The organism is Mycobacterium sp. KBS0706 (genome assembly GCF_005938675.2).
In the GTDB taxonomy this organism is placed as follows: Bacteria; Pseudomonadota; Alphaproteobacteria; order DSM-16000; family Inquilinaceae; genus Inquilinus.
The window spans coordinates 1-18,918 of the sequence record NZ_VCCH02000039.1 but is presented as its reverse complement, the minus strand read 5'-3'; the positions used below and the strand labels follow the sequence as shown (position 1 = coordinate 18,918).

18 protein-coding genes are annotated in these 18,918 nt (G+C 70.7%); 15 read left to right on the top strand and 3 right to left on the bottom strand.

The window, feature by feature from the left end:
- The 10 genes from FFK22_RS21060 (at position 1) to FFK22_RS21015 (ending at position 9,538) form a co-directional block, all read left to right on the top strand.
- On the top strand, positions 1 to 762 hold the full coding sequence (locus tag FFK22_RS21060) for a 16S rRNA (uracil(1498)-N(3))-methyltransferase (protein ID WP_138892633.1): 762 nt from the start codon (positions 1 to 3) through the stop codon (positions 760 to 762).
- A gap of 33 nt (positions 763 to 795) precedes the next feature.
- The gene (locus tag FFK22_RS21055; protein ID WP_138892632.1) at positions 796 to 2,160 is read left to right on the top strand and encodes a glutamate--cysteine ligase; all 1,365 of its coding nucleotides are present in this window, start codon (positions 796 to 798) and stop codon (positions 2,158 to 2,160) included.
- 133 nt (positions 2,161 to 2,293) lie between these two features.
- On the top strand, positions 2,294 to 3,706 hold the full coding sequence (locus FFK22_RS21050) for a circularly permuted type 2 ATP-grasp protein (protein ID WP_138892631.1): 1,413 nt from the start codon (positions 2,294 to 2,296) through the stop codon (positions 3,704 to 3,706).
- A 31-nt stretch (positions 3,707 to 3,737) separates the two neighbouring features.
- Entirely contained in the window at positions 3,738 to 4,676 is a 939-nt protein-coding gene (locus tag FFK22_RS21045; protein WP_138892630.1) for an alpha-E domain-containing protein, read from the top strand.
- A 22-nt stretch (positions 4,677 to 4,698) separates the two neighbouring features.
- Complete coding sequence (locus FFK22_RS21040) at positions 4,699 to 5,523, top strand: transglutaminase family protein (protein WP_138892629.1); 825 nt, start codon at positions 4,699 to 4,701, stop codon at positions 5,521 to 5,523.
- 29 nt (positions 5,524 to 5,552) lie between these two features.
- Positions 5,553 to 6,284, top strand: a complete 732-nt coding sequence (locus tag FFK22_RS21035) for a proteasome-type protease (RefSeq protein ID WP_138892628.1) — start codon at positions 5,553 to 5,555, stop codon at positions 6,282 to 6,284.
- Between the two features lie 138 nt (positions 6,285 to 6,422).
- Positions 6,423 to 6,695 (top strand): hypothetical protein, encoded by a 273-nt coding sequence (locus FFK22_RS21030; protein ID WP_138892627.1) that lies wholly within the window; start codon positions 6,423 to 6,425, stop codon positions 6,693 to 6,695.
- Positions 6,696 to 6,921: 226 nt separating this feature from the next.
- Positions 6,922 to 8,466: a carboxyl transferase domain-containing protein gene (locus FFK22_RS21025; protein WP_306770146.1), complete on the top strand. Its 1,545-nt coding sequence runs from the start codon at positions 6,922 to 6,924 to the stop codon at positions 8,464 to 8,466.
- Between the two features lie 5 nt (positions 8,467 to 8,471).
- The gene (locus FFK22_RS21020) at positions 8,472 to 8,765 is read left to right on the top strand and encodes a hypothetical protein (protein ID WP_138892625.1); all 294 of its coding nucleotides are present in this window, start codon (positions 8,472 to 8,474) and stop codon (positions 8,763 to 8,765) included.
- Complete coding sequence (locus FFK22_RS21015) at positions 8,762 to 9,538, top strand: enoyl-CoA hydratase/isomerase family protein (protein ID WP_138892624.1); 777 nt, start codon at positions 8,762 to 8,764, stop codon at positions 9,536 to 9,538. The genes FFK22_RS21020 and FFK22_RS21015 overlap by 4 nt, the downstream gene beginning before the upstream one ends.
- Here FFK22_RS21015 and FFK22_RS21010 read toward each other — a convergent pair whose 3' ends face one another.
- The 3 genes from FFK22_RS21010 to FFK22_RS21000 all read right to left on the bottom strand — a co-directional run bounded on the left by FFK22_RS21010 (position 9,539) and on the right by FFK22_RS21000 (position 13,094).
- On the bottom strand, positions 9,539 to 9,916 hold the full coding sequence (locus tag FFK22_RS21010) for a cbb3-type cytochrome c oxidase subunit I (protein WP_138892623.1): 378 nt from the start codon (positions 9,914 to 9,916) through the stop codon (positions 9,539 to 9,541). It lies immediately after the preceding gene.
- A gap of 202 nt (positions 9,917 to 10,118) precedes the next feature.
- Entirely contained in the window at positions 10,119 to 10,862 is a 744-nt protein-coding gene (locus FFK22_RS21005; RefSeq protein ID WP_138892622.1) for an MBL fold metallo-hydrolase, read from the bottom strand.
- A gap of 195 nt (positions 10,863 to 11,057) precedes the next feature.
- Positions 11,058 to 13,094, bottom strand: a complete 2,037-nt coding sequence (locus tag FFK22_RS21000) for a beta-N-acetylhexosaminidase (protein WP_138892621.1) — start codon at positions 13,092 to 13,094, stop codon at positions 11,058 to 11,060.
- A 254-nt stretch (positions 13,095 to 13,348) separates the two neighbouring features.
- Between FFK22_RS21000 and FFK22_RS20995 the strand changes: the two genes are divergently transcribed.
- From FFK22_RS20995 to FFK22_RS20975, 5 genes are all read left to right on the top strand, one after another.
- Positions 13,349 to 14,590: an FAD-binding oxidoreductase gene (locus FFK22_RS20995; protein ID WP_221938746.1), complete on the top strand. Its 1,242-nt coding sequence runs from the start codon at positions 13,349 to 13,351 to the stop codon at positions 14,588 to 14,590.
- An 86-nt stretch (positions 14,591 to 14,676) separates the two neighbouring features.
- Entirely contained in the window at positions 14,677 to 15,324 is a 648-nt protein-coding gene (locus FFK22_RS20990; RefSeq protein ID WP_138892620.1) for a LysE family translocator, read from the top strand.
- A 78-nt stretch (positions 15,325 to 15,402) separates the two neighbouring features.
- Positions 15,403 to 17,370 carry an acetyl/propionyl/methylcrotonyl-CoA carboxylase subunit alpha gene (locus FFK22_RS20985; RefSeq protein WP_138892619.1) on the top strand — a complete coding sequence of 656 codons (1,968 nt, stop codon included), beginning with the start codon at positions 15,403 to 15,405 and terminating at the stop codon, positions 17,368 to 17,370.
- A gap of 1 nt (position 17,371) precedes the next feature.
- Positions 17,372 to 18,274, top strand: coding sequence for a hydroxymethylglutaryl-CoA lyase (locus tag FFK22_RS20980; protein ID WP_138892618.1), 903 nt, complete (start codon positions 17,372 to 17,374; stop codon positions 18,272 to 18,274).
- Positions 18,275 to 18,318: 44 nt separating this feature from the next.
- Positions 18,319 to 18,741 carry a DUF1489 family protein gene (locus FFK22_RS20975; RefSeq protein WP_138892617.1) on the top strand — a complete coding sequence of 141 codons (423 nt, stop codon included), beginning with the start codon at positions 18,319 to 18,321 and terminating at the stop codon, positions 18,739 to 18,741.
- Positions 18,742 to 18,918: the final 177 nt, after the last annotated feature.

Genomic DNA, 18,918 nt, shown 5'->3' with positions numbered 1-18,918 from the left:
ATGACTTCCGAGGCCCTGCCGCGCACCCGCCTGTTCGTCGATGCCCCGCTCGCCGCCGGGCAGCCGGCGCCGCTGACCGACACCCAGGCGCACCACCTCCGTGGTGTGCTGCGACTGGAGGCCGGCGCCGGTGTGCGCCTGTTCAACAGCCGCGACGGGGAATGGCGGGGGCGGCTCGGGAATTTCGGCAAGAAGGACGCAGGCCACGCCGTCGCGGATGAACGGATCCGTCCGCCCGAGCCCGTCTCCGACCTCTGGCTCTGCTTCGCCCCGGTGAAGAAGGATGCGGTCGACGCGGTGGTGGAGAAGGGGACCGAGCTCGGCGCCGCCGTGCTGCAGCCGGTCTTCACCCGCTACACCGACGTCCAGCGTGTCAATCTCGACCGGCTGCGCGCCCATGCCGTGGCGGCGGCGGAGCAGTGCGAGCGGCTGGACGTGCCCGAACTCCGCGATCCGGTCGGTCTCGACGCCCTGCTGGCCGCCTGGCCCGCAGGGCGGATCCTGCTGGTCTGCGCCGAGGCCGGCGAGGCTCGCCCGATCGCCGAGGCCGCGGCTGAAACCCCCGGTCCTGCTGCGCTGCTGATCGGCCCGGAGGGCGGTTTTGCGCCGGCGGAGCTGGACGCCCTGGCTCGTCACGAATTTGTTCGACCCGTCGGCCTCGGCCCTCGTATCCTGCGCGCCGACACGGCGGCCATCGCCGCGCTCGCGGTCTGGCAGGCACTGGCCGGCGACGGGCGCGGCCGGCCGCCGCATCGCGTTTGACCCCAACCGATCCTGACACCCGAGTACCCGCCCATGTCCGGTCCCCAGAGCGCCAGCGCCGCCCCGATCGAAAGCAAGGCGCAGCTCGTCGACTATCTCGCCGCCGGGTCGAAGCCGCCTGAGGACTGGCGCATCGGCACCGAGCACGAGAAGTTCGCCTTCCGCCTGTCGGACCTGAGGCCGCTGCCCTATGACGGGCCGGACGGCATCCGCGCCGTGCTCGAAGGCCTGGCCGGCTGCGGCTGGGAGCGGGTGGAGGAGAACGGCAACCTGATCGCGCTGGCCCGTGACAAGGCTTCGGTGACGCTGGAGCCGGGCGGGCAGGTCGAGCTGTCGGGCGCGCCGCTGCGCAGCATCCACGAGACCTGTGCCGAGGTGGCCGACCACCTGGCCCTGGTGAAGAAGGTCGGGGAACAGCTCGGCATCGGCATGATCGGCCTCGGCTTCCAGCCGAAATGGCGGCGCGAGGATATCGGCTGGATGCCGAAGGGCCGCTACAAGATCATGCGCGACTACATGCCGAAGCGCGGCTCGCTGGGCCTCGACATGATGAAGCGGACCTGCACGGTGCAGGTCAATCTCGACTTCGCCTCCGAAGCCGACATGGTGAAGAAGTTCCGGGCCAGCCTGGCGCTGCAGCCGGTGGCCACGGCGCTGTTCGCCAACTCGCCCTTCACCGAGGGCAAGCCGAACGGCTTCCAGAGCCTGCGCAGCCATATCTGGACCGACACCGATCCCGACCGCACCGGCGACCTGCCCTTCGTGTTCGAGGACGGCTTCGGCTTCGAGCGCTATGTCGACTACCTGCTCGACGTGCCGATGTACTTCGTCTATCGCGACGGCCAGTATATCGACGCGTCCGGCCACAGCTTCCGCGCCTTCCTGAAGGGCGAACTGCCGGTCTATCCCGGCCATCTGCCGACCTTGAACGACTGGGCCGACCACCTGACCACGGCCTTCCCCGAGGTCCGGCTGAAGAAGTTCCTGGAGATGCGCGGCGCCGATGGCGGGCCGTGGTCGCGCCTGTGCGCCCTGCCGGCGCTGTGGGTCGGGCTGCTGTATGACGGCACGGCGCTGGACGCCGCCTGGGACCTGGTCAAGGACTGGACCACCGAGGAGCGGGCGGCGCTGCGCCGCGACGTGCCGCGCCTCGGCCTCGCTACCCCGTTCCGCGGCGGCACCATGCGCGACGTGGCGCTGCAGGTGCTGGCGATCGCCCGCCAGGGCCTGGCCGCCCGGGCCGCGACCGACGCCATCGGCGGCACCGAGGAGGGCTTCCTCAACGAGCTGCAGCGCATCGCCGACAGCGGCGAGACGCAGGCCTCGGAGATGCTGCGCCGCTACGAGACCGAATGGGGCGGCTCGGTCGACCCGGTCTTCACCGCCTACGCCTACTGACACCGACGCCTATTGGCCCGGCAGGCTTTGCTGGAATTTTAGGCATCCTTCGCCGGCCGCCGCAGAATTTTGCTTGCGGTCGGTGGCACATGCCTTGCTTGATGTTGTGGTCGAGCAGGGACATGCCGGAGGGATGGTGCAGGCATTCGACGAGATGGGCGGGGATCCGGTCCGGTCCCCCTATGCGGCCCTGGCGGATTGGCTGGCGGCGACGCCGGCATCGGTCTTCGATTTCAAGCGCCGGGAGGCGGCGGCGCTGTTCCGCCGCATCGGCATCACCTTCGCGGTCTATGGCGAGGGCGGCGACCCGGAGCGGCTGATCCCCTTCGACATCATGCCCCGCGTGCTCGACGCCGCCGAATGGCGGCATCTGGAGCAGGGGCTGGTGCAGCGGGTGAAGGCGCTCAACGCCTTCCTGCACGACGTCTATCACGAGCAGGAGATCCTGCGCGCCGGCCAGGTGCCGGAGCGGCTGGTGCTGCACAACCCCGGCTACCTGCCGGAGATGCAGGGGCTGGAGCCGCCCGGCGGCATCTACACCCACATCGCCGGCATCGACATCGTCCGCGTCGGGCCGAACGACTTCTACGTGCTGGAGGACAACGCCCGCACGCCGTCCGGCGTCTCCTACATGCTGGAAGGCCGCGAGATGATGATGCGGCTGTTCCCGGACCTGTTCGCCCGGCATAGCGTGGCGCCGGTCGAGCACTATCCGCAGGAGCTGCTGGCGACGCTGCGGTCGGTGGCGCCGCGCAACTGCGAGGGCGAGCCGACGGTCGCCCTGCTGACCCCCGGCATCTACAACAGCGCCTATTTCGAGCACAGCTTCCTGGCCGACCGCATGGGCATCGAGCTGGTCGAGGGGCCGGACCTGTTCGTGCGCGACGCCGTGGTCTACATGCGCACCACCCGCGGGCCCAAGCGGGTCGACGTGATCTACCGGCGGATCGACGACGACTTCATCGACCCGCTGGTGTTCAACCCGGATTCCGTGCTCGGCGTGCCCGGGCTGTACCACGCCTACCGCGCCGGCAACGTCGCCCTGGCCAACGCCATGGGCACCGGCATCGCCGACAACAAGGCGATGTACATCCACGTCCCGGCGATGATCCGCTTCTATCTGGGCGAGGAGCCGATCCTGAAGAACGTGCCGACCTGGGACTGCTCGAAGCCCGACGAATGCGCCCATGTCCTCGGCAAGCTGGACGAGCTGGTGGTGAAGGAGGTGGCGGGATCGGGCGGCTACGGCATGCTGGTCGGGCCGACCGCCAGCAAGGCCGAGCGCGAGGCCTATGCCGAGCGGGTCAAGGCCCAGCCTGACCTGTTCATCGCCCAGCCGACCCTGGCGCTGTCGACCTGCCCGACCTTCGTCGACCAGGGCGTGGCGCCGCGCCATGTCGACCTGCGCCCCTTCGTGCTGACCGGCCGGGACCAGGTCCGGATCGTGCCGGGCGGGCTGACCCGGGTGGCGCTGCGCGAAGGCTCGCTGGTGGTCAATTCCAGCCAGGGCGGCGGCACCAAGGACACCTGGGTGCTGACGGCATGACGGCGCAGGATATCAAGACGGGACGATCGGGATGCTGAGCCGCACCGCCGACAACCTCTACTGGCTCGGCCGCTACGTCGAGCGGGCCGAGAACCTCGCCCGCATCCTCGAGGTCGCCGACCGCATGGCGCTGACGCCCAGCGGCGGCGGCGCGCACCGGGACGAATGGCACTCCGCGGTCGTCATCTCCGGCTGCGAGGAGGGCTTCTACAAGAAGCACGATGCAGCGACGGCAGCCGCGGTCGTCGACTACATTGCCCGCGACCCCGACAACCCGGCCAGCATCCGCTCCTGCCTGCAGCGGGCGCGGACCAACGGGCGGGCGGTGCGCGCGGCGCTGACCCGGCCGATGTGGGAGACGCTGAACGCCACCTGGCTCGACCTCGACTCCCGCGAGGGGCGGATCGCCGGCGGCGACCTGCGCGACCTGCTGGAATGGGTTCGGGAACGGGCGCTGCTGTTCCACGGCGCCGTCGCCGACACCATGCTGCGCGACGACGGCCACATCTTCCTGCAGCTCGGCACCATGCTGGAGCGGGCCGACAACACCGCCCGGCTGCTCGACGTGAAGTACCACGTGCTGCTGCCGGAGGATGAGGAGGTCGGCGGCGGGCTCGACTTCTACCAGTGGGCGGCGGTGCTGCGCGGCGCCTCGGCGCTCGGCAGCTACGCCTATCTCTATCGCGACGGCATCAAGCCCTGGCAAGTCGGCGAGCTCCTGATCCTGCGACCGGAAATGCCGCGGTCGCTGGTCGGCTGCCTCGGCGTGATGGTCGATCTGCTCGGGCAACTCGCCGACCTCTATGGCCGCAAGCATGAATGCCAGCGGCTGGCCGGCGAGATGCATTCGCGCTTGCGCTACGGTCGGATCGACACGATCTTCCGCACCGGATTGCACGAATATCTGACCGCGTTCATCCAGCAGAACAACATCCTCGGCCTCGAGGTCAGCAAGGCCTATCTGATCTGATCTGATCCGTTCCGTTCCGGCCATGCGCCTCCTGATCCGCCACGAGACCCGCTACCGCTACGACAGCCCGGTCACCCGCACCCTGCAGACGCTGCGCCTGACGCCCCGGTCGCATGACGGGCAGGAGGTGCTGCGCTGGCGGGTGTTGCCGCCGGCCGGGGCCAGCCTCGCCCCCGGCGAGGACGGCTACGGCAACATCGTCGAGATGCTGTCCCTGGAGCGGCCGCACGGCGCGCTGACCCTGCTGGTCGAGGGCGAGGTCGTGACCCGCGACACCGGCGGCGTCGTGATCGGGGCAGAGGAGCGGTTCCCGCCCGCCTTCTATCTGCGCCCGTCGCCGCTGGCCGGGGCGGATGCCGCACTGATCGCGCTGGCGGAGGGGGCTGCTGCCGGCGAGCGCGAGCCGCTGGCCCTGGCCCATGCGCTGATGCTGGCGGTGCACGGCCGCATCGCCTTCCGGCCCGGCCTGACCCATGCCGCCACCACTGCGGCCGAGGCGCTGTCCGCCGGCATCGGCGTGTGCCAGGACCACACCCATGTCTTCCTGGCCTGCGCCCGCCATCTCGGCCTGCCCGCCCGCTACGTCTCGGGCTATCTGCTGATGGCCGACGGCAGCGTCGAGCAGGCGGCCGGCCATGCCTGGGCCGAGGCCTTCATCGACGGGCTCGGCTGGGTCGGGTTCGACGCCGCCAACGGGGTGTGCCCGACCGAGCACTATGTCCGCGTCGCCATCGGGCTTGACTACCGCGACACCGCGCCGGTCCGCGGCCTGCGCCAGGGCGGCGGCGCCGAGGCGCTGGAGGTCGTGGTCCGCGTCGGCCAGGCCCAGACCCAGGCGCAGGCCTGATCCTTCACCATGATTCCGGACCGTCTCGCATGACCTACTGCCTCGGCCTGCTGCTCGAAGACGGGCTGGTGATGATCGCCGACACCCGCACCAATGCCGGGGTCGACAACATCTCGACCTTCCGCAAGATGCATGTCTGGGAGCGGCTGGGCGACCGGGTGATGGTGCTGCTGACCGCCGGCAACCTCGCCATCACCCAATCCGTTGTTGCCCTGCTGTCCGAGGCGGTCGATGCCGGCGACGGGCATGAGAGCCTGGCCACGGCGCCATCGATGTTCCGCTGCGCCGAGCTGGTGGGCGAGGCGGTGCGCGCGGTCTGGAACCGCGACGGCCCGGCGATGGAGCAGCATGCCGGCGGCTTCAACGCCTCCTTCCTGCTCGGCGGCCAGATTTCCGGCCGCCGCTGCCGGCTGTTCGAGGTTTATCAGGCCGGCAACTTCATCGAGGCGACGGCCGATACGCCCTATCTCCAGATCGGCGAGCACAAATACGGCAAGCCGATCCTCGACCGGGCCGCGCGCTTCGAGACGCCGCTGATCGACGGGCTCAAGCTCGGCCTGGTGTCGATGGATTCGACCTTGCGCAGCAACCTGTCGGTCGGGCTACCGATCGACATCGCGCTGTACCGCCGCGACGCGCTGAAGCTGGCCTTGCGCAAGCGGGTCGGCGAGGACGATCCGTACTTCTCCGGCCTGCGGCAGCGCTGGTCGGACGCGCTGCGGCAGGCCTACCAAGCCATCCCGAATCCGGATTGGGCATGACCGAACGACTCGAAGCGGGAACAATTTAGCAGGTTTCAAGGTTGAAATTGATGGGAGCCTGAACCACCCTTCCGGTGTTCTATCGGGGTAACGCCGTGCCCACGGCCCGACCGATAATGATAAAGAGGAGATTGTGCCATGCGCATCGCGCTTCGTAGAACCGCCCTGATTTCCGGTTTCGCTGCGCTCCTGGCGCTTGGTGCGTGCGCCCAGCCGGCGGATACCACGGTCGTCACGCCGGCGGCGCCCGGCGCGCTGCCCGCCAACGTGCCGGCGGGCTCGACGCTCGAAAGCTCGACCACCGAGGTTGGGCCGAACGGGCAGGTTGTGAACCGCTACGTCTACCGGGCGCCGAACCAGCTCATCACCAATGGGCCGCAGTGCACCAAGGGCGATCCGCAGTGCCCGTGATCGGCGCGGCCGCCTGAGAGAGAAGCGATAAAAAGGGGGCTTCGGCCCCCTTTCTTGTCGCGGCCGCCCGGCGCTCCTTCGGCAATAATCTTTCTGTGCTTGCCGGGACTCCTCCGTCCCGGCATGGTGCCCGACACCACCATTGGCTTGAGCTGGAGCGCCCATGCCCGTGCTGAATAGCGCGGTCGACCCCCGGTCCGCCGCTTTCCGCGACAACGAGGCGGCCATGCGCGCAGCCGTCGACGACCTGCAGGCGACTGTCGCCCGGATCAAGCTGGGCGGCGGCCAGTCGGCCCGCGACCGACACGTCGCCCGCGGCAAGCTGCTGCCACGCGACCGCGTCCGCGGGCTGCTCGACCCCGGCGCACCGTTCCTCGAGCTGTCGCAGTTGGCCGGCCACGGCGTCTACCGGGATGACGTCCCCGCCGCCGGCATCATCACCGGCATCGGCCCGGTCTCCGGCCAGGAATGCGTCATCGTCGCCAATGACGCGACGGTGAAGGGCGGGACCTATTATCCGCTGACCGTGAAGAAGCATCTGCGGGCGCAGGAGATCGCGCGCGAGAACAACCTGCCCTGCCTGTACCTCGTCGATTCGGGCGGCGCCTTCCTGCCGCTGCAGGACCAGGTCTTCCCCGACCGCGACCATTTCGGCCGGATCTTCTACAACCAGGCGACGATGTCGGCCGCCGGCATCCCGCAGATCGCGGCGGTGATGGGGTCCTGCACCGCCGGCGGCGCCTATGTCCCGGCGATGTCGGACGAATCCATCATCGTCAAGGGCCAGGGCACCATCTTCCTCGGGGGGCCGCCGCTGGTGAAGGCGGCGACCGGCGAGGAAGTTTCGGCCGAGGATCTCGGCGGCGCCGACGTCCACAGCCGCATCTCCGGCGTCACCGACCACTACGCCCAGGACGACCACCACGCGTTGGCGATCGCCCGCCGCATCGTCGCCGACCTGAACCGGGTCAAGCGGCCGGCCGTGGCGCTGCGCGACCCGGCGGAGCCGCTGTACCCGGCCACCGACCTCTATGGCATCGTCGGCACCGATCTCAGGAAGCCCTTCGACGTGCGCGAGGTGATCGCGCGGCTGGTCGACGGGTCGGAGTTCGATGAGTTCAAGGCGCTGTACGGCACCACGCTGGTCTGCGGCTTCGCCCATCTTTGGGGCATCCCGGTCGGCATCGTCGCCAACAACGGCATCCTGTTCTCGGAAAGTGCACTGAAGGGTGCGCATTTCGTCGAGCTGTGCTGCCAGCGCGGCATCCCGCTGCTGTTCCTGCAGAACATCACCGGCTTCATGGTCGGCTCGAAATACGAACGCGGCGGCATCGCCAAGGACGGCGCCAAGCTTGTCACCGCCGTGGCCTCGGCCCAGGTGCCGAAGCTGACCCTGCTGATCGGCGGCAGCTTCGGCGCCGGCAATTACGGCATGTGCGGCCGCGCCTACGGGCCGCGCTTCCTGTTCATGTGGCCGAACGCCCGGATCTCAGTGATGGGCGGCGAGCAGGCGGCGAACGTGCTGGGCCAGGTCCGGCGCGACGGCATCGAGGCCAAGGGTGAGACCTGGCCGGAGGCGGAGGAGGAGGCGTTCAAGGCGCCGATCCGCGACCAGTACGAGAAGCAGGGCCACCCCTACTATGCCTCGGCCCGGCTGTGGGATGACGGGGTGATCGACCCGGCGGACAGCCGGCGGGTGCTGGCGCTTGCGCTGTCGGCAGCGCTCAACGCGCCGATCGAGCCGACCCGTTTCGGTGTGTTCCGGATGTGAGCGGAATGATTCAGAGCAACTTCTTCGAATGGCTCGGCGAGGCGCTGGGCGGGCTGATTGGCTTCATCATCCGCGCGATCCGGGCGGTGGTTGACGGCCTCGGCGGTGCGGTGAACGATTTCCTCGGCGGCATGGCCCGCTCGATCGGGATGAACGCCTCGATCTTCTCCTTCGCGCTGCTGATCCTCGGCCTGTTCCTGCTGTATTGTGCCGTCCGCGCCTTCATCGCCCGGTCGATCGTGGCCGGCGTGGTTTGGGCGCTGCTGGGTCTCTTGGTGCTGAGCTGGGTGGTGCGATGAGCGCGGTCCGGGTCGAGATCGGGAACGGCATCGGCACGGTCGTCATGGACCGGCCGGACCGCCACAACGCCTTCGACGAGCATGTCATCGCCGAGCTGACGGCGGGTTTCGCCAGGCTCGGCGCCGACGATGCGGTGCGCGCGGTGGTGCTGCGCGGTGCCGGCAAGAGCTTCTCGGCCGGCGCCGATCTCGACTGGATGCGCCGGATGGCGGCCTATGACGAGGCCGCCAACCTGGCCGACGCCCAGGGCCTGGCGGCGCTGATGCGCACCATCGACACGCTGCCGAAGCCGACGGTGGCCCTGGTCCATGGCGCGGCCTATGGCGGCGGGGTCGGGCTGGTCGCCTGCTGCGACATCGCCATCGCCACCGAGGCGGCTGCCTTCTCGCTGTCCGAGGTCAAGCTCGGCCTGATCCCGGCGGTGATCAGCCCCTATGTCGTGCGCGCCATCGGCGTCCGCGCGGCCCGCCGCTACTTCCTGACCGCCGAGCGCTTCGATGCGGTCGAGGCCCGGCGCCTCGGCCTGGTGCACGAGCTGGCGGCGAGCGACGGGCTGGAGGAGGCGGCGCGGCAGGTCCTGGCGGCGCTGCGCGGCAACGGCCCGACGGCGGTCCGGGCGGCCAAGGACCTTGTCGCTGCGGTGGCCGGCCGCGCGCCGGCCGAGGTCGAGGACGACTGTGCCCGTCGCATCGCCGGAATTCGCGCCGGTGGCGAGGGCAAGGAAGGCGTCGCCGCCTTCCTGGAGAAGCGCAAGCCGTCCTGGCTCGGCTGATCAGCCGGCCGGCGTGTTCCAGGCCCGCACGACATTGACCAGGAACAGCAGCATCGAGGCGAGCACCAGCACCGAGCCGATGATGACCACGGCCTCCTGCTGCCGGGTCGTGGCCAGGTAGATGCCGACCGGCAGCAGGATGGCGCCGGCGGCGGCGATCCAGAAATGGAGCACGCCCAGCCCGCCGGCCTTGGCGAAGCCCAGTCGGTAGCCGATGCCGAACAGGGCGAGCGATACCCAGCCGACCAGATTGATGTGGGCGTGCACCGGCACCAGCTGGAAATCGTGGGCCATGCCCATCTGGATCCCCAGCAGCATGCCGGCCAGCCCCATCAGCACGGCCAGGATGAAGAACGCTCTGTCGATGCTGCGCATCATGGTCCCTCGTTGATCGGCGACGGCGGCGGAATCGCAATCCTGCCTGCCGCGCCGAGAAGGATGCGCCGGGCCGTTCCCCCGGCCTGTTACCGATGGCACAGGACAGCCCGGCGCATTCCCGCCCCCCAGGCGAGTCGCAGTGTCGTCGGAACGCGGCCCCGCCGCACTCCCCCAGGATTAGGGGATGGCGCAGGCTAGCGACTCACTCCGTCAGGCGGTCCAACTGCTCCTGCAGCCGGCGCGCATAGTCGTCGGCCAGCGCGTTCAGGGCGGCCGCCCCGTCGCCGTGGAAGCATGATCCATGCATGATGCCGAGTGTATGCGGCGACAGCCCGGCGAGCCGGCGGATCGTCGGCGCCGTCATGGGCGTCAGGGCGCTGGGGCCGAACATGTCCTCCGCGGCGCGGGCCGGGCCGACGACGTCGTTCCCGGTCACGGCCGGGCCATCGCCGACATGCGCGAACAGGTCGCCGCACAGCAACGTCCCGGTGGTTTCCTCGTACAACAGCCCGGCGTCCCAGCCATGCGGGATCTGCGGCGTGTCCAGGTGGCGCAGGCGCTTGCCCCCGAGGTCGATCACCTCGCCATCGGCCAGGGGCCGCGGCGGCCGGTCGGCCATGTCGTTGATCGACACCATGCAGCCGATCCCGCCCTGCATCAGCTGGGCCTGCGGCGCTGCCGCCAGCCATTCGTTCATGGCGCCGCACTCATCGGCCTCGACATGGCCGAAGCCGATCCAGCGCAGCCGGTCGACCGGCATCACCCGGGTCATGGCGGCGGCGACGGACGGAAACATCCGCCGCGGCCCGCAATGGAACAGCAGCGGCTCATCGGCCGTGATCAGGAACTGGTTGAAGGTGAAGCCGGCCGGCGGCGCGATCTCCGGCACATAGGTCGACAGCCGATAGATGCCGTCGGCGATCTCGTCGATCCTGGTCTCTCCCATCCCTGTTCTCCCTCGGGCTTCACCTGGCCGATGGGTCGGGTCGAGTTGCCCGTGGGATCATCTTATACCGACGGCCCGAGACATCGACCCGTCATGGCGAGCCCGAAGGGGTGTGGCCATCCAGTGTCACCGCCCTCTGGATGGCCACGGCTCCCCGGATCAAGTTCGAGGGGCGCCTCGCCATGATTGTCCGGATCAGTCCGCCCAATGCCCGTACAGATTCGGCATCAGCCCGGCCAGGGCGCTGAAGCGTGCCCACGACTTCGCCTCCCGCCGGGTCCAGCCGGCCTCGGCGATGGCCGACAGCCGGGGGAAGACCAGCCGGTCGAACACGGCGCGGTCGGTCATCGGCTCGGACCAGATGCAGGCCTGCACACCCATCAGGTGCTTCAGCTGGTCCTCGGTCCAGCCCTGGGTGGCCTCGAACTCGTAGGTCTCCCGCGGCCCGGACCAGCCGGCCCAGCCGGCGCCCGGCTCGAACCAGGCGGTGCCCTGCGACATGTCGAGGTAGTAGCGCTGCCCGGGTGCGACGACGACGCCGTAGCCGCGGCCGGCCAACTCGGCGCTGGCCTCGACCGATCGCCAGCCGACCAGGTAGCTCTTGTCCTTCGCGATCACGTCGCCATGCGCCGCCTCCTCCCAGCCGCCGGTCACCACGCCGCGCGAGGCCAGGAAGCGCTGGACCCGCTGCAGGAACCCGGCCTGCAGCACGGCCGTCGCCGAGCCTTCGATGGCGTCGGCGCCGTGCTTGTTGCCGATCGTGTTCACCAGCCCGGCGTGCTGCGCGGCCAGCGCCTCGCCGCCGGTCTGGCGCAGTCGGTCGAGCGCCAGCGGCGATCCGGACCAGGCGGCCAGTGGCACCTCGTCCGCGCCGACATGCAGGATCTTCGACGGGAACAGCGCGATCAGCTCGTCGAACACCGTCTCGAGGAAGCCGTAGACCGGCTCATGCGCCGGGTTCAGGCAATTGTTGGGAAAGCCCTGCACCGACTGGTACTCGCCATGCTCGCCCGGGTCGCGCAACTGCGGCAGCGCATGCAGCACGGCGTAGCAATGGCCGGGGATGTCGATCTCCGGCACCACGACGATGCCCAGGCGGTCGGCCAGGCCGACCAGGTCGCGGATCGCCTGCTTGCTGTAGTAGCCGCCCTGCGGCTCGGGGCCGGAGCCGAGCAGCGGCGGCAGCGCCAGCCCGTGGCCGCGCCAGGCGCCGACCTTGGTCAGCTCCGGATAGGCGTCGATCTCGACGCGCCAGGCCTCGTCATCCGACAGGTGCCAGTGGAAGCGGTTCATCTTGCTCCAGGCCAGCAGCTGTACGAACCGCGCGACCTCGGCCGAGGCGTAGAACTGCCGGGCGACGTCGAGATGCGACCCGCGCCAGCCATGCGCCGGCGAATCCTCGATCTCGCCCGCCGCGGGGAACAAGAAGGTCTCCGGGTGGCGCCTGGCGCCGCGCCAGATCTGGCCGAGCGTGATCAGCCCGTACAGCAGGCCGGTGCGGGTGCTGGCCTGGACGGCGACGGCGTCCTGGGTGAAGGCGATGCGATAGGCCTCGGGCCCGAACCCCGGCTCGGTCGCGAGATCGACGGCCAGGCCGCCCTCCGCCTCGGGGCGCACGATGCCTTCGGACGGGAACAGCGCGGTGGTCACCTCGGCGAAGGCGGCGATGGCCCGCCCGGCTTCGGCGTCCTGGCCCTTTGGCGCCAGCCCGGCGGGCACCGCGCGGCGGCCGCTGACGGCGACCTTTTCCGGCCAGGGAATCACCGAGACCGGCACCGGCGCGATCGTGCCCGAGATCGACATCGTCACCGAGGCTGGGACGGGGAAGCGCTCGGTGCCCCGCTTCAGCGGCGCATTGTCGGCGGCCGAATGCGTCGGCGCGGTGGCGACCGGCGCGGTCGACCCATCGGCCAGCGCGACATAGGCGGTGGTGGCGCCGTCGGTCCAATGGCGCAGCGGATAGCTCAGGCCCCGTGCCGTGATCGTCCAGCTGGCGCCGGGGACCAGTTGCAGATCCGGGGGCGGCGTGAATTCGGAGTGGTTGGACAGCCGGGCGGTCAGCGTGCCGCCCTCGATCACCGCGGCGGGGTCGATCCGGGCGGGCCCGCTGACGCAGAGCTTGAAGCCCGAGACCGTCCGGTCCGACCGGTTGGTCAGCCGCAGCGTGTAGCTCAGGGAGTCGCCGCCTTCGGCGGGCCGCCAGAAGGTTTCGAGTCGGAACGGGGACGTCATCGGTCGGGCCTTCGCGGTTGGTGGGAATGGGACCGGCCGGTCCCCGCAGCCCGGCTGCCAAGCCGTCGCGATCGACGACGCGCCGTCTGCTGCAGGCATGCTGCCCACGGCTGCCGGGCGAAGGCAATGGTCTATACCACCATCGACGTAGATTTGCGCGGACTGGTCCGGGCGGTCGCCTGCCAACCCCTGCGGGATGTGCTATGCGGGCATCGGGCCGGCCGGGCGGCAGGCTCCAGAAAGGCACTCGGACCGTGATCAGAAGCGATGTCGCCGTGCTCGGGGCCGGAATCATCGGGGTCTCGACCGCCCTGCATCTGCAGGCGCGCGGCCGGTCGGTGGTGCTGGTCGACCGCCGCCGCCCGGGCGAGGAGACCAGCCACGGCAATGCCGGGCTGATCGAGCGGGCCAGCGTCGTGCCCTATGCCTTCCCGCGGTCGCTGACCGAGCTGCTGCGCTATGCCTCGAACCGGCGGATCGACGCCCGCTACCACTGGGCCTTCCTGCCGCGGATCGCGCCCTGGCTGTTCCAGTACTGGCGCCATTCCTCCCCGGCCCGGCTGGCCGAGGCGGCGCGGGCGATGCTGCCGCTGATCGAGCGCTGCCTGGACGAACATCGGCCGCTGCTGGAGCAGGCCGGGATTACCCATCTGGCGCGCGACACCGGCTGGCTCTCGGTCTATCGCAGCGCCCGCAGCCTCGAGGCGGGGGAGGCTGGCAGGGCCGTTGCCGCCGCCCACGGCCTGAATTTCGGAGTGCTTGACCCAGGCCAGATCCGGGCGCTGGAGCCGCATCTGGTGGAGGGGCTGGCCGGCGGCGTGCACTGGATGGATCCGGTCTCGGTCTCAGACCCAGGGGCCGTCACCAAGGGCTATGCCGAGCTGTTCCTGCGCCGCGGCGGCCGCCTGGTGCAGGCCGACGCCCGGTCGCTGCAGCCGGCGGAGGGCGGCTGGAGCCTGCAGGGGCCGGACGGGCCGGTGCTGGCGCGCGAGGCGGTGGTGGCGCTCGGGCCCTGGTCGCTCGACCTGCTGCGGCCGCTCGGCTACCGCCTGCCGCTCGCGGTCAAGCGCGGCTACCACATGCATTACCGGCCGCGCGGCAATGCCGTGCTGAAGCGACCGGTGCTGGACGACGACCAGGGCTTTCTGCTGACGCCGATGGCGCGCGGCGTCCGCCTGACCACCGGCGTCGAGATCGGCCCGCGCGACGCGCCGCCGACGCCGGTGCAGCTCCAGGCCGCCGAGGAGGCGGCGAAAATCCTGTTCCCGCTGGACAGCCGGGTCGACGACCAGCCCTGGATGGGCGCGCGGCCCTGCCTGCCCGACATGCGGCCGGTGATCGGCCCGGCGCCGCGGCACAAGGGGCTGTGGCTCGCCTTCGGCCACGCCCATCACGGCTTCACCCTGGGGCCGGTCACCGGCCGGCTGCTGGCCGAGATGATCACCGGCGGCGAGACCGTGGTCGACCCGTCGCCCTATCGAGCCGACCGGTTCTGAGGGCGGGGCGGCCATGCGTCCGCGGGGCTGGCGGATGCCGGCCGGCCTTCTAGGATCGGTCGTCCGCCAAAGATCGGAAGGCCCTCATGTTCGATCCGGCCACGCTCGCGCTGTACATGGCCGCCGCCCTGGCGCTGAACCTCACGCCCGGGCCCGACATGCTGTTCTGCTTCGCCAACGGCGTCGCCCGCGGCCCGCGCGCCGGCCTGGCCGCGGCGCTCGGCATCGGCGGCGGTGCGGCGGTGCACACCATGGCGGCGGCACTGGGCCTGGCCGGGCTGTTCGCCGCCTCGCCGACCGCCTTCGAGATCCTGCGCTGGGGCGGCGCCGCCTATCTGCTGTGGCTGGCGGTGAAGACGCTGCGCGGCGTCGCCGCCGGTTCTGGCGCCGGCCTCGGCGCCGTCGGGCCGCTGCCGCCGCGGCCGGCGGGCCGGATCTTCTTCGACGGCATGGTCACCAACGTCCTGAACCCGAAGGTGGCGCTGTTCTTCATCGCCTTCCTGCCCCAATTCGTCGACCCGGCGCACAGCGCGGTGCTGCAGATCCTGGTATTGGGCACGCTGGGCAACATCTCCGGCACGACCATCAACGCGCTGGTCGGGATGTCCTCCGGCGGCGTCGGCCGGATCCTGGCCCGGCGGCCGATCGTGGCGCGCCTGCTGAACGCCTTCACCGGCATCGTCTTCCTCGGCCTGGCGGCGAGGCTGGTGCTGGCCGATGGGCGGCCGAAATAGCGCTTCGATTTCCCGCGTGCGCCGCGGACCGGCCCTGTTAGATTGTTGCCCGAACCCAGCGGCAGATTCGGGACCGGAATGTTCGACACGCTTCTGATCGCCAATCGCGGTGAGATCGCCTGCCGGGTGATCCGCACGGCTCGGCGCCTCGGCCTGCGCACCGTCGCAGTGCATTCCGACGCCGATGCCGGGGCGCGCCACGTCGCCGACGCCGAGGCCGCGATCCGCATCGGCCCCGCCCCGGCGCGCGAGAGCTATCTGAAGATCGACGCCATCCTGGCCGCGGCCAAGGCCTCCGGCGCCCAGGCGATCCATCCCGGCTACGGCTTCCTGTCGGAGAATGCGGAGTTCGCCGAGGCCTGCGCCAAGGCCGGCCTCACCTTCGTCGGCCCGCCGCCGGCCGCGATCCGCGCCATGGGCGGCAAGAGCGAGGCCAAGGCGCTGATGGCGGCGGCTGGCGTGCCGCTGGTGCCCGGCTATCACGAGGCCGACCAGGACCCCGCCCGGCTGGCGGCGGAGGCGGCGGCGATCGGCTTCCCGGTGCTGATCAAGGCCTCGGCCGGCGGCGGCGGCAAGGGCATGCGCGTGGTCGACCGGGCGGAGGATTTCGCTGCCCAGCTGGCCGGCGCCCAGCGCGAGGCCGCGTCCTCCTTCGGCAACGACCGGGTGCTGGTCGAGCGCTACCTGGCGCGGCCGCGCCATGTCGAGATCCAGGTCTTCGCCGACGGCCACGGCAACTGCGTCTACCTGTTCGAGCGCGACTGCTCGATCCAGCGCCGCCACCAGAAGGTGGTGGAGGAGGCGCCGGCCCCCGGCCTCGACCCGGCCATCCGCAAGGCGATGGGGGAGGCGGCGGTCGCTGCCGCGAAGGCCATCGGCTATGTCGGCGCCGGCACGGTCGAGTTCCTGCTCGACACCGACGGCCGCTTCTACTTCATGGAGATGAACACGAGGCTGCAGGTCGAGCATCCGGTGACCGAGGCGATCACCGGGCTCGATCTGGTCGAATGGCAGCTCCGGGTCGCGGCCGGCGGAACGCTGCCGCTGGGCCAGGACGATCTCGCCATCAACGGCGCCGCGATCGAGGTCCGGCTCTATGCCGAGGATCCGCAGGCCGGGTTCCTGCCGCAGACCGGGCGGCTGGCCCATCTCGCCTTCCCCGAGGCGGCGCCGCATGTCCGGGTCGATTCGGGCGTGCGCCAGGGCGATTCGATCTCGATCCACTACGACCCGATGATCGCCAAGCTGATCGTCTGGGACACCGACCGGCCGGCGGCGGTGCGGCGGCTGGCCCGGGCGCTGGACCAGGCGCGGATCACGGGGTTCGCCACCAATCTCGACTTCCTGCGGGCGATCGCGCGCCACCCGGCCTTCGCTGCGGCCGAGCTCGACACCGGCTTCATCGCCCGCCACGCGGTGGAACTGCTGCCGCCGCCCGCACCCGCTTCGTCCGAGGATATCGCATTGGCGACGCTCGGCCTCGTGCTCGGCCGGCCGCGCGACCGCACCAGCCCCTGGGCCCTGGCCGACGGCTGGCGGATGAATGACGAGGCGGAGGAGACACTGCGCCTGGCCGATCGCGACGCCGAGATTCCGGTGGCGGTGCGCTACCGCCGCCATGGTGGCCTCTCGATCGGCACGCCGGACGGGCCGGTCGAGGCCGGCGGCACGCTGGCGGGGCGGGATCTGACCGCCCGGCTCGGCGACCGTACCGTGCGGGCGACGATCGTGGTGGCTGACGAGCGTGTCGCGGTGCTGCGTGCCGGCGCCGACCGGGTGTTCGGGATCATCGACCCGCTGGCCCATGCCGGCGAGGAGGCGGGGGGCGGCAGCCGGCTGACCGCGCCGATGCCCGGACGGGTGATCGCCGTGCTGGTCGAGGCCGGCGCCAGGGTGATCAAGGGCCAGCCCCTGATCGTGCTGGAGGCGATGAAGATGGAGCACACCGTCGCGGCTCCGGCGGACGGCACCGTCACCAGCCTGCCCTTCGCCGCCGGCGACCAGGTGGATGAGGGCGTGGCCCTGATCGGCTTCGAGGCCGGCTGAGATGCTGCCGGCCCGGGTCCGCATCGTCGAGGTCGGCCCGCGCGACGGGCTGCAGAACGAGAAGGCGGTGGTGCCGCTCGAGGCCAAGGTCGGGCTGATCGACCGCCTGTCGGCCACCGGGCTGACGGTGATCGAGGCCGGCGCCTTCGTCAGCCCGAAATGGGTGCCGCAGATGGCCGATTCGGCCGAGGTGATGGCCCGGATCGCGCGCGCGCCCGGCATCTCCTATCCGGTGCTGGTGCCGAACGAGACCGGCCTCGACGCCGCGCTCGCCGCCAAAGCGACGGAGATCGCGGTGTTCGGTGCCGCCTCGGAGAGCTTCAGCCGGCGCAACATCAACTGCTCGATCGCGGAGAGCCTGGCGCGATTCGCCCCGGTCGTGGCGCGGGCCCGGGCGGCGGGGCTCAAGGTGCGCGGCTACGTCTCCTGCGTGCTCGGCTGCCCTTATGAGGGCGAGGTGCCGCCGGCCAAGGTGGCCGAGGTCTCGGCCGCGCTGTTCGATCTCGGCTGCTACGAGGTCAGCCTGGGCGACACCATCGGCACCGGCACCCCGGGCGAGGCAGTGGCGATGGTCGAGGCCGTGGCGGTCCGGATTCCGCGCGAATCTCTGGCGGTCCATTTCCACGACACCTACGGCATGGCCGTGGCCAACATCCACGCGGCGTTGCAGCGCGGCGTCGCCGTGGTCGATTCCGCGGTGGCGGGGCTCGGCGGCTGCCCTTATGCCAAGGGTGCCACGGGCAATGTCGCGACCGAGGATGTGGTCTATCTTCTCGACGGCCTCGGCATCGCCAGCGGTGTCGCCCTGGACCGGCTGCTCGACGCCACCCGATTCATCTCGGGCGTGCTCGACCGGCCGCCGGCCTCCAGGACGGCCCGCGCGCTGATCGCCCGCGACGCCTGATTCATCCCGAAGCGTGGCCGCGATGGCGCGGCCATGGAGGAACTGTGCCTGTCCATCTGTTGAAGGTCGCCGTCGGCATCGCCGAGCCGGCCCAGCTCGCCACGGTCCAGCAGGGCCGGCGCCATGTCGTCGACGGGCGCGAAGTCGTCTACGGCTACACCAAGCGCATGCCGACGCGGCGCGACGACCTGATCGGCGGCGGCTCGATCTTCTGGGTGATCCGCCACGTCATCCTGGTGCGGCAGCCGATCCTCGACATGTTCATGGTGACCGACGAGGACGGCGACACCTATTGCCGGCTGCTCTACGACCCGGAGCTGACGGCGGTGGAGGCCCGGCCGCTGCGCGCCTTCCAGGGCTGGCGCTATCTCGACCCGGACGCCGCGCCGCGCGACCTGGGGGCGGCGTCGGAGAGCGACCTGCCGGCCCATCTGCAGCAGGAACTCAGGGCCCTCGGGCTGCTCTGAGCGGGGCGTCCGAGGGCTCGGAAAAGAAATTCACGGAAGTGCAAAAAAGCTCTTGCGTGCCCCGGATCACCCCCCTATAAACCGCTCCACCGACGGCGACGCCGCGGCGACGAACTCGAAAGAGAGCGACGCAGCGGAGAGCAGCCAAAAGAAGGTTGCAAAAGCCGGGTCGGTAAC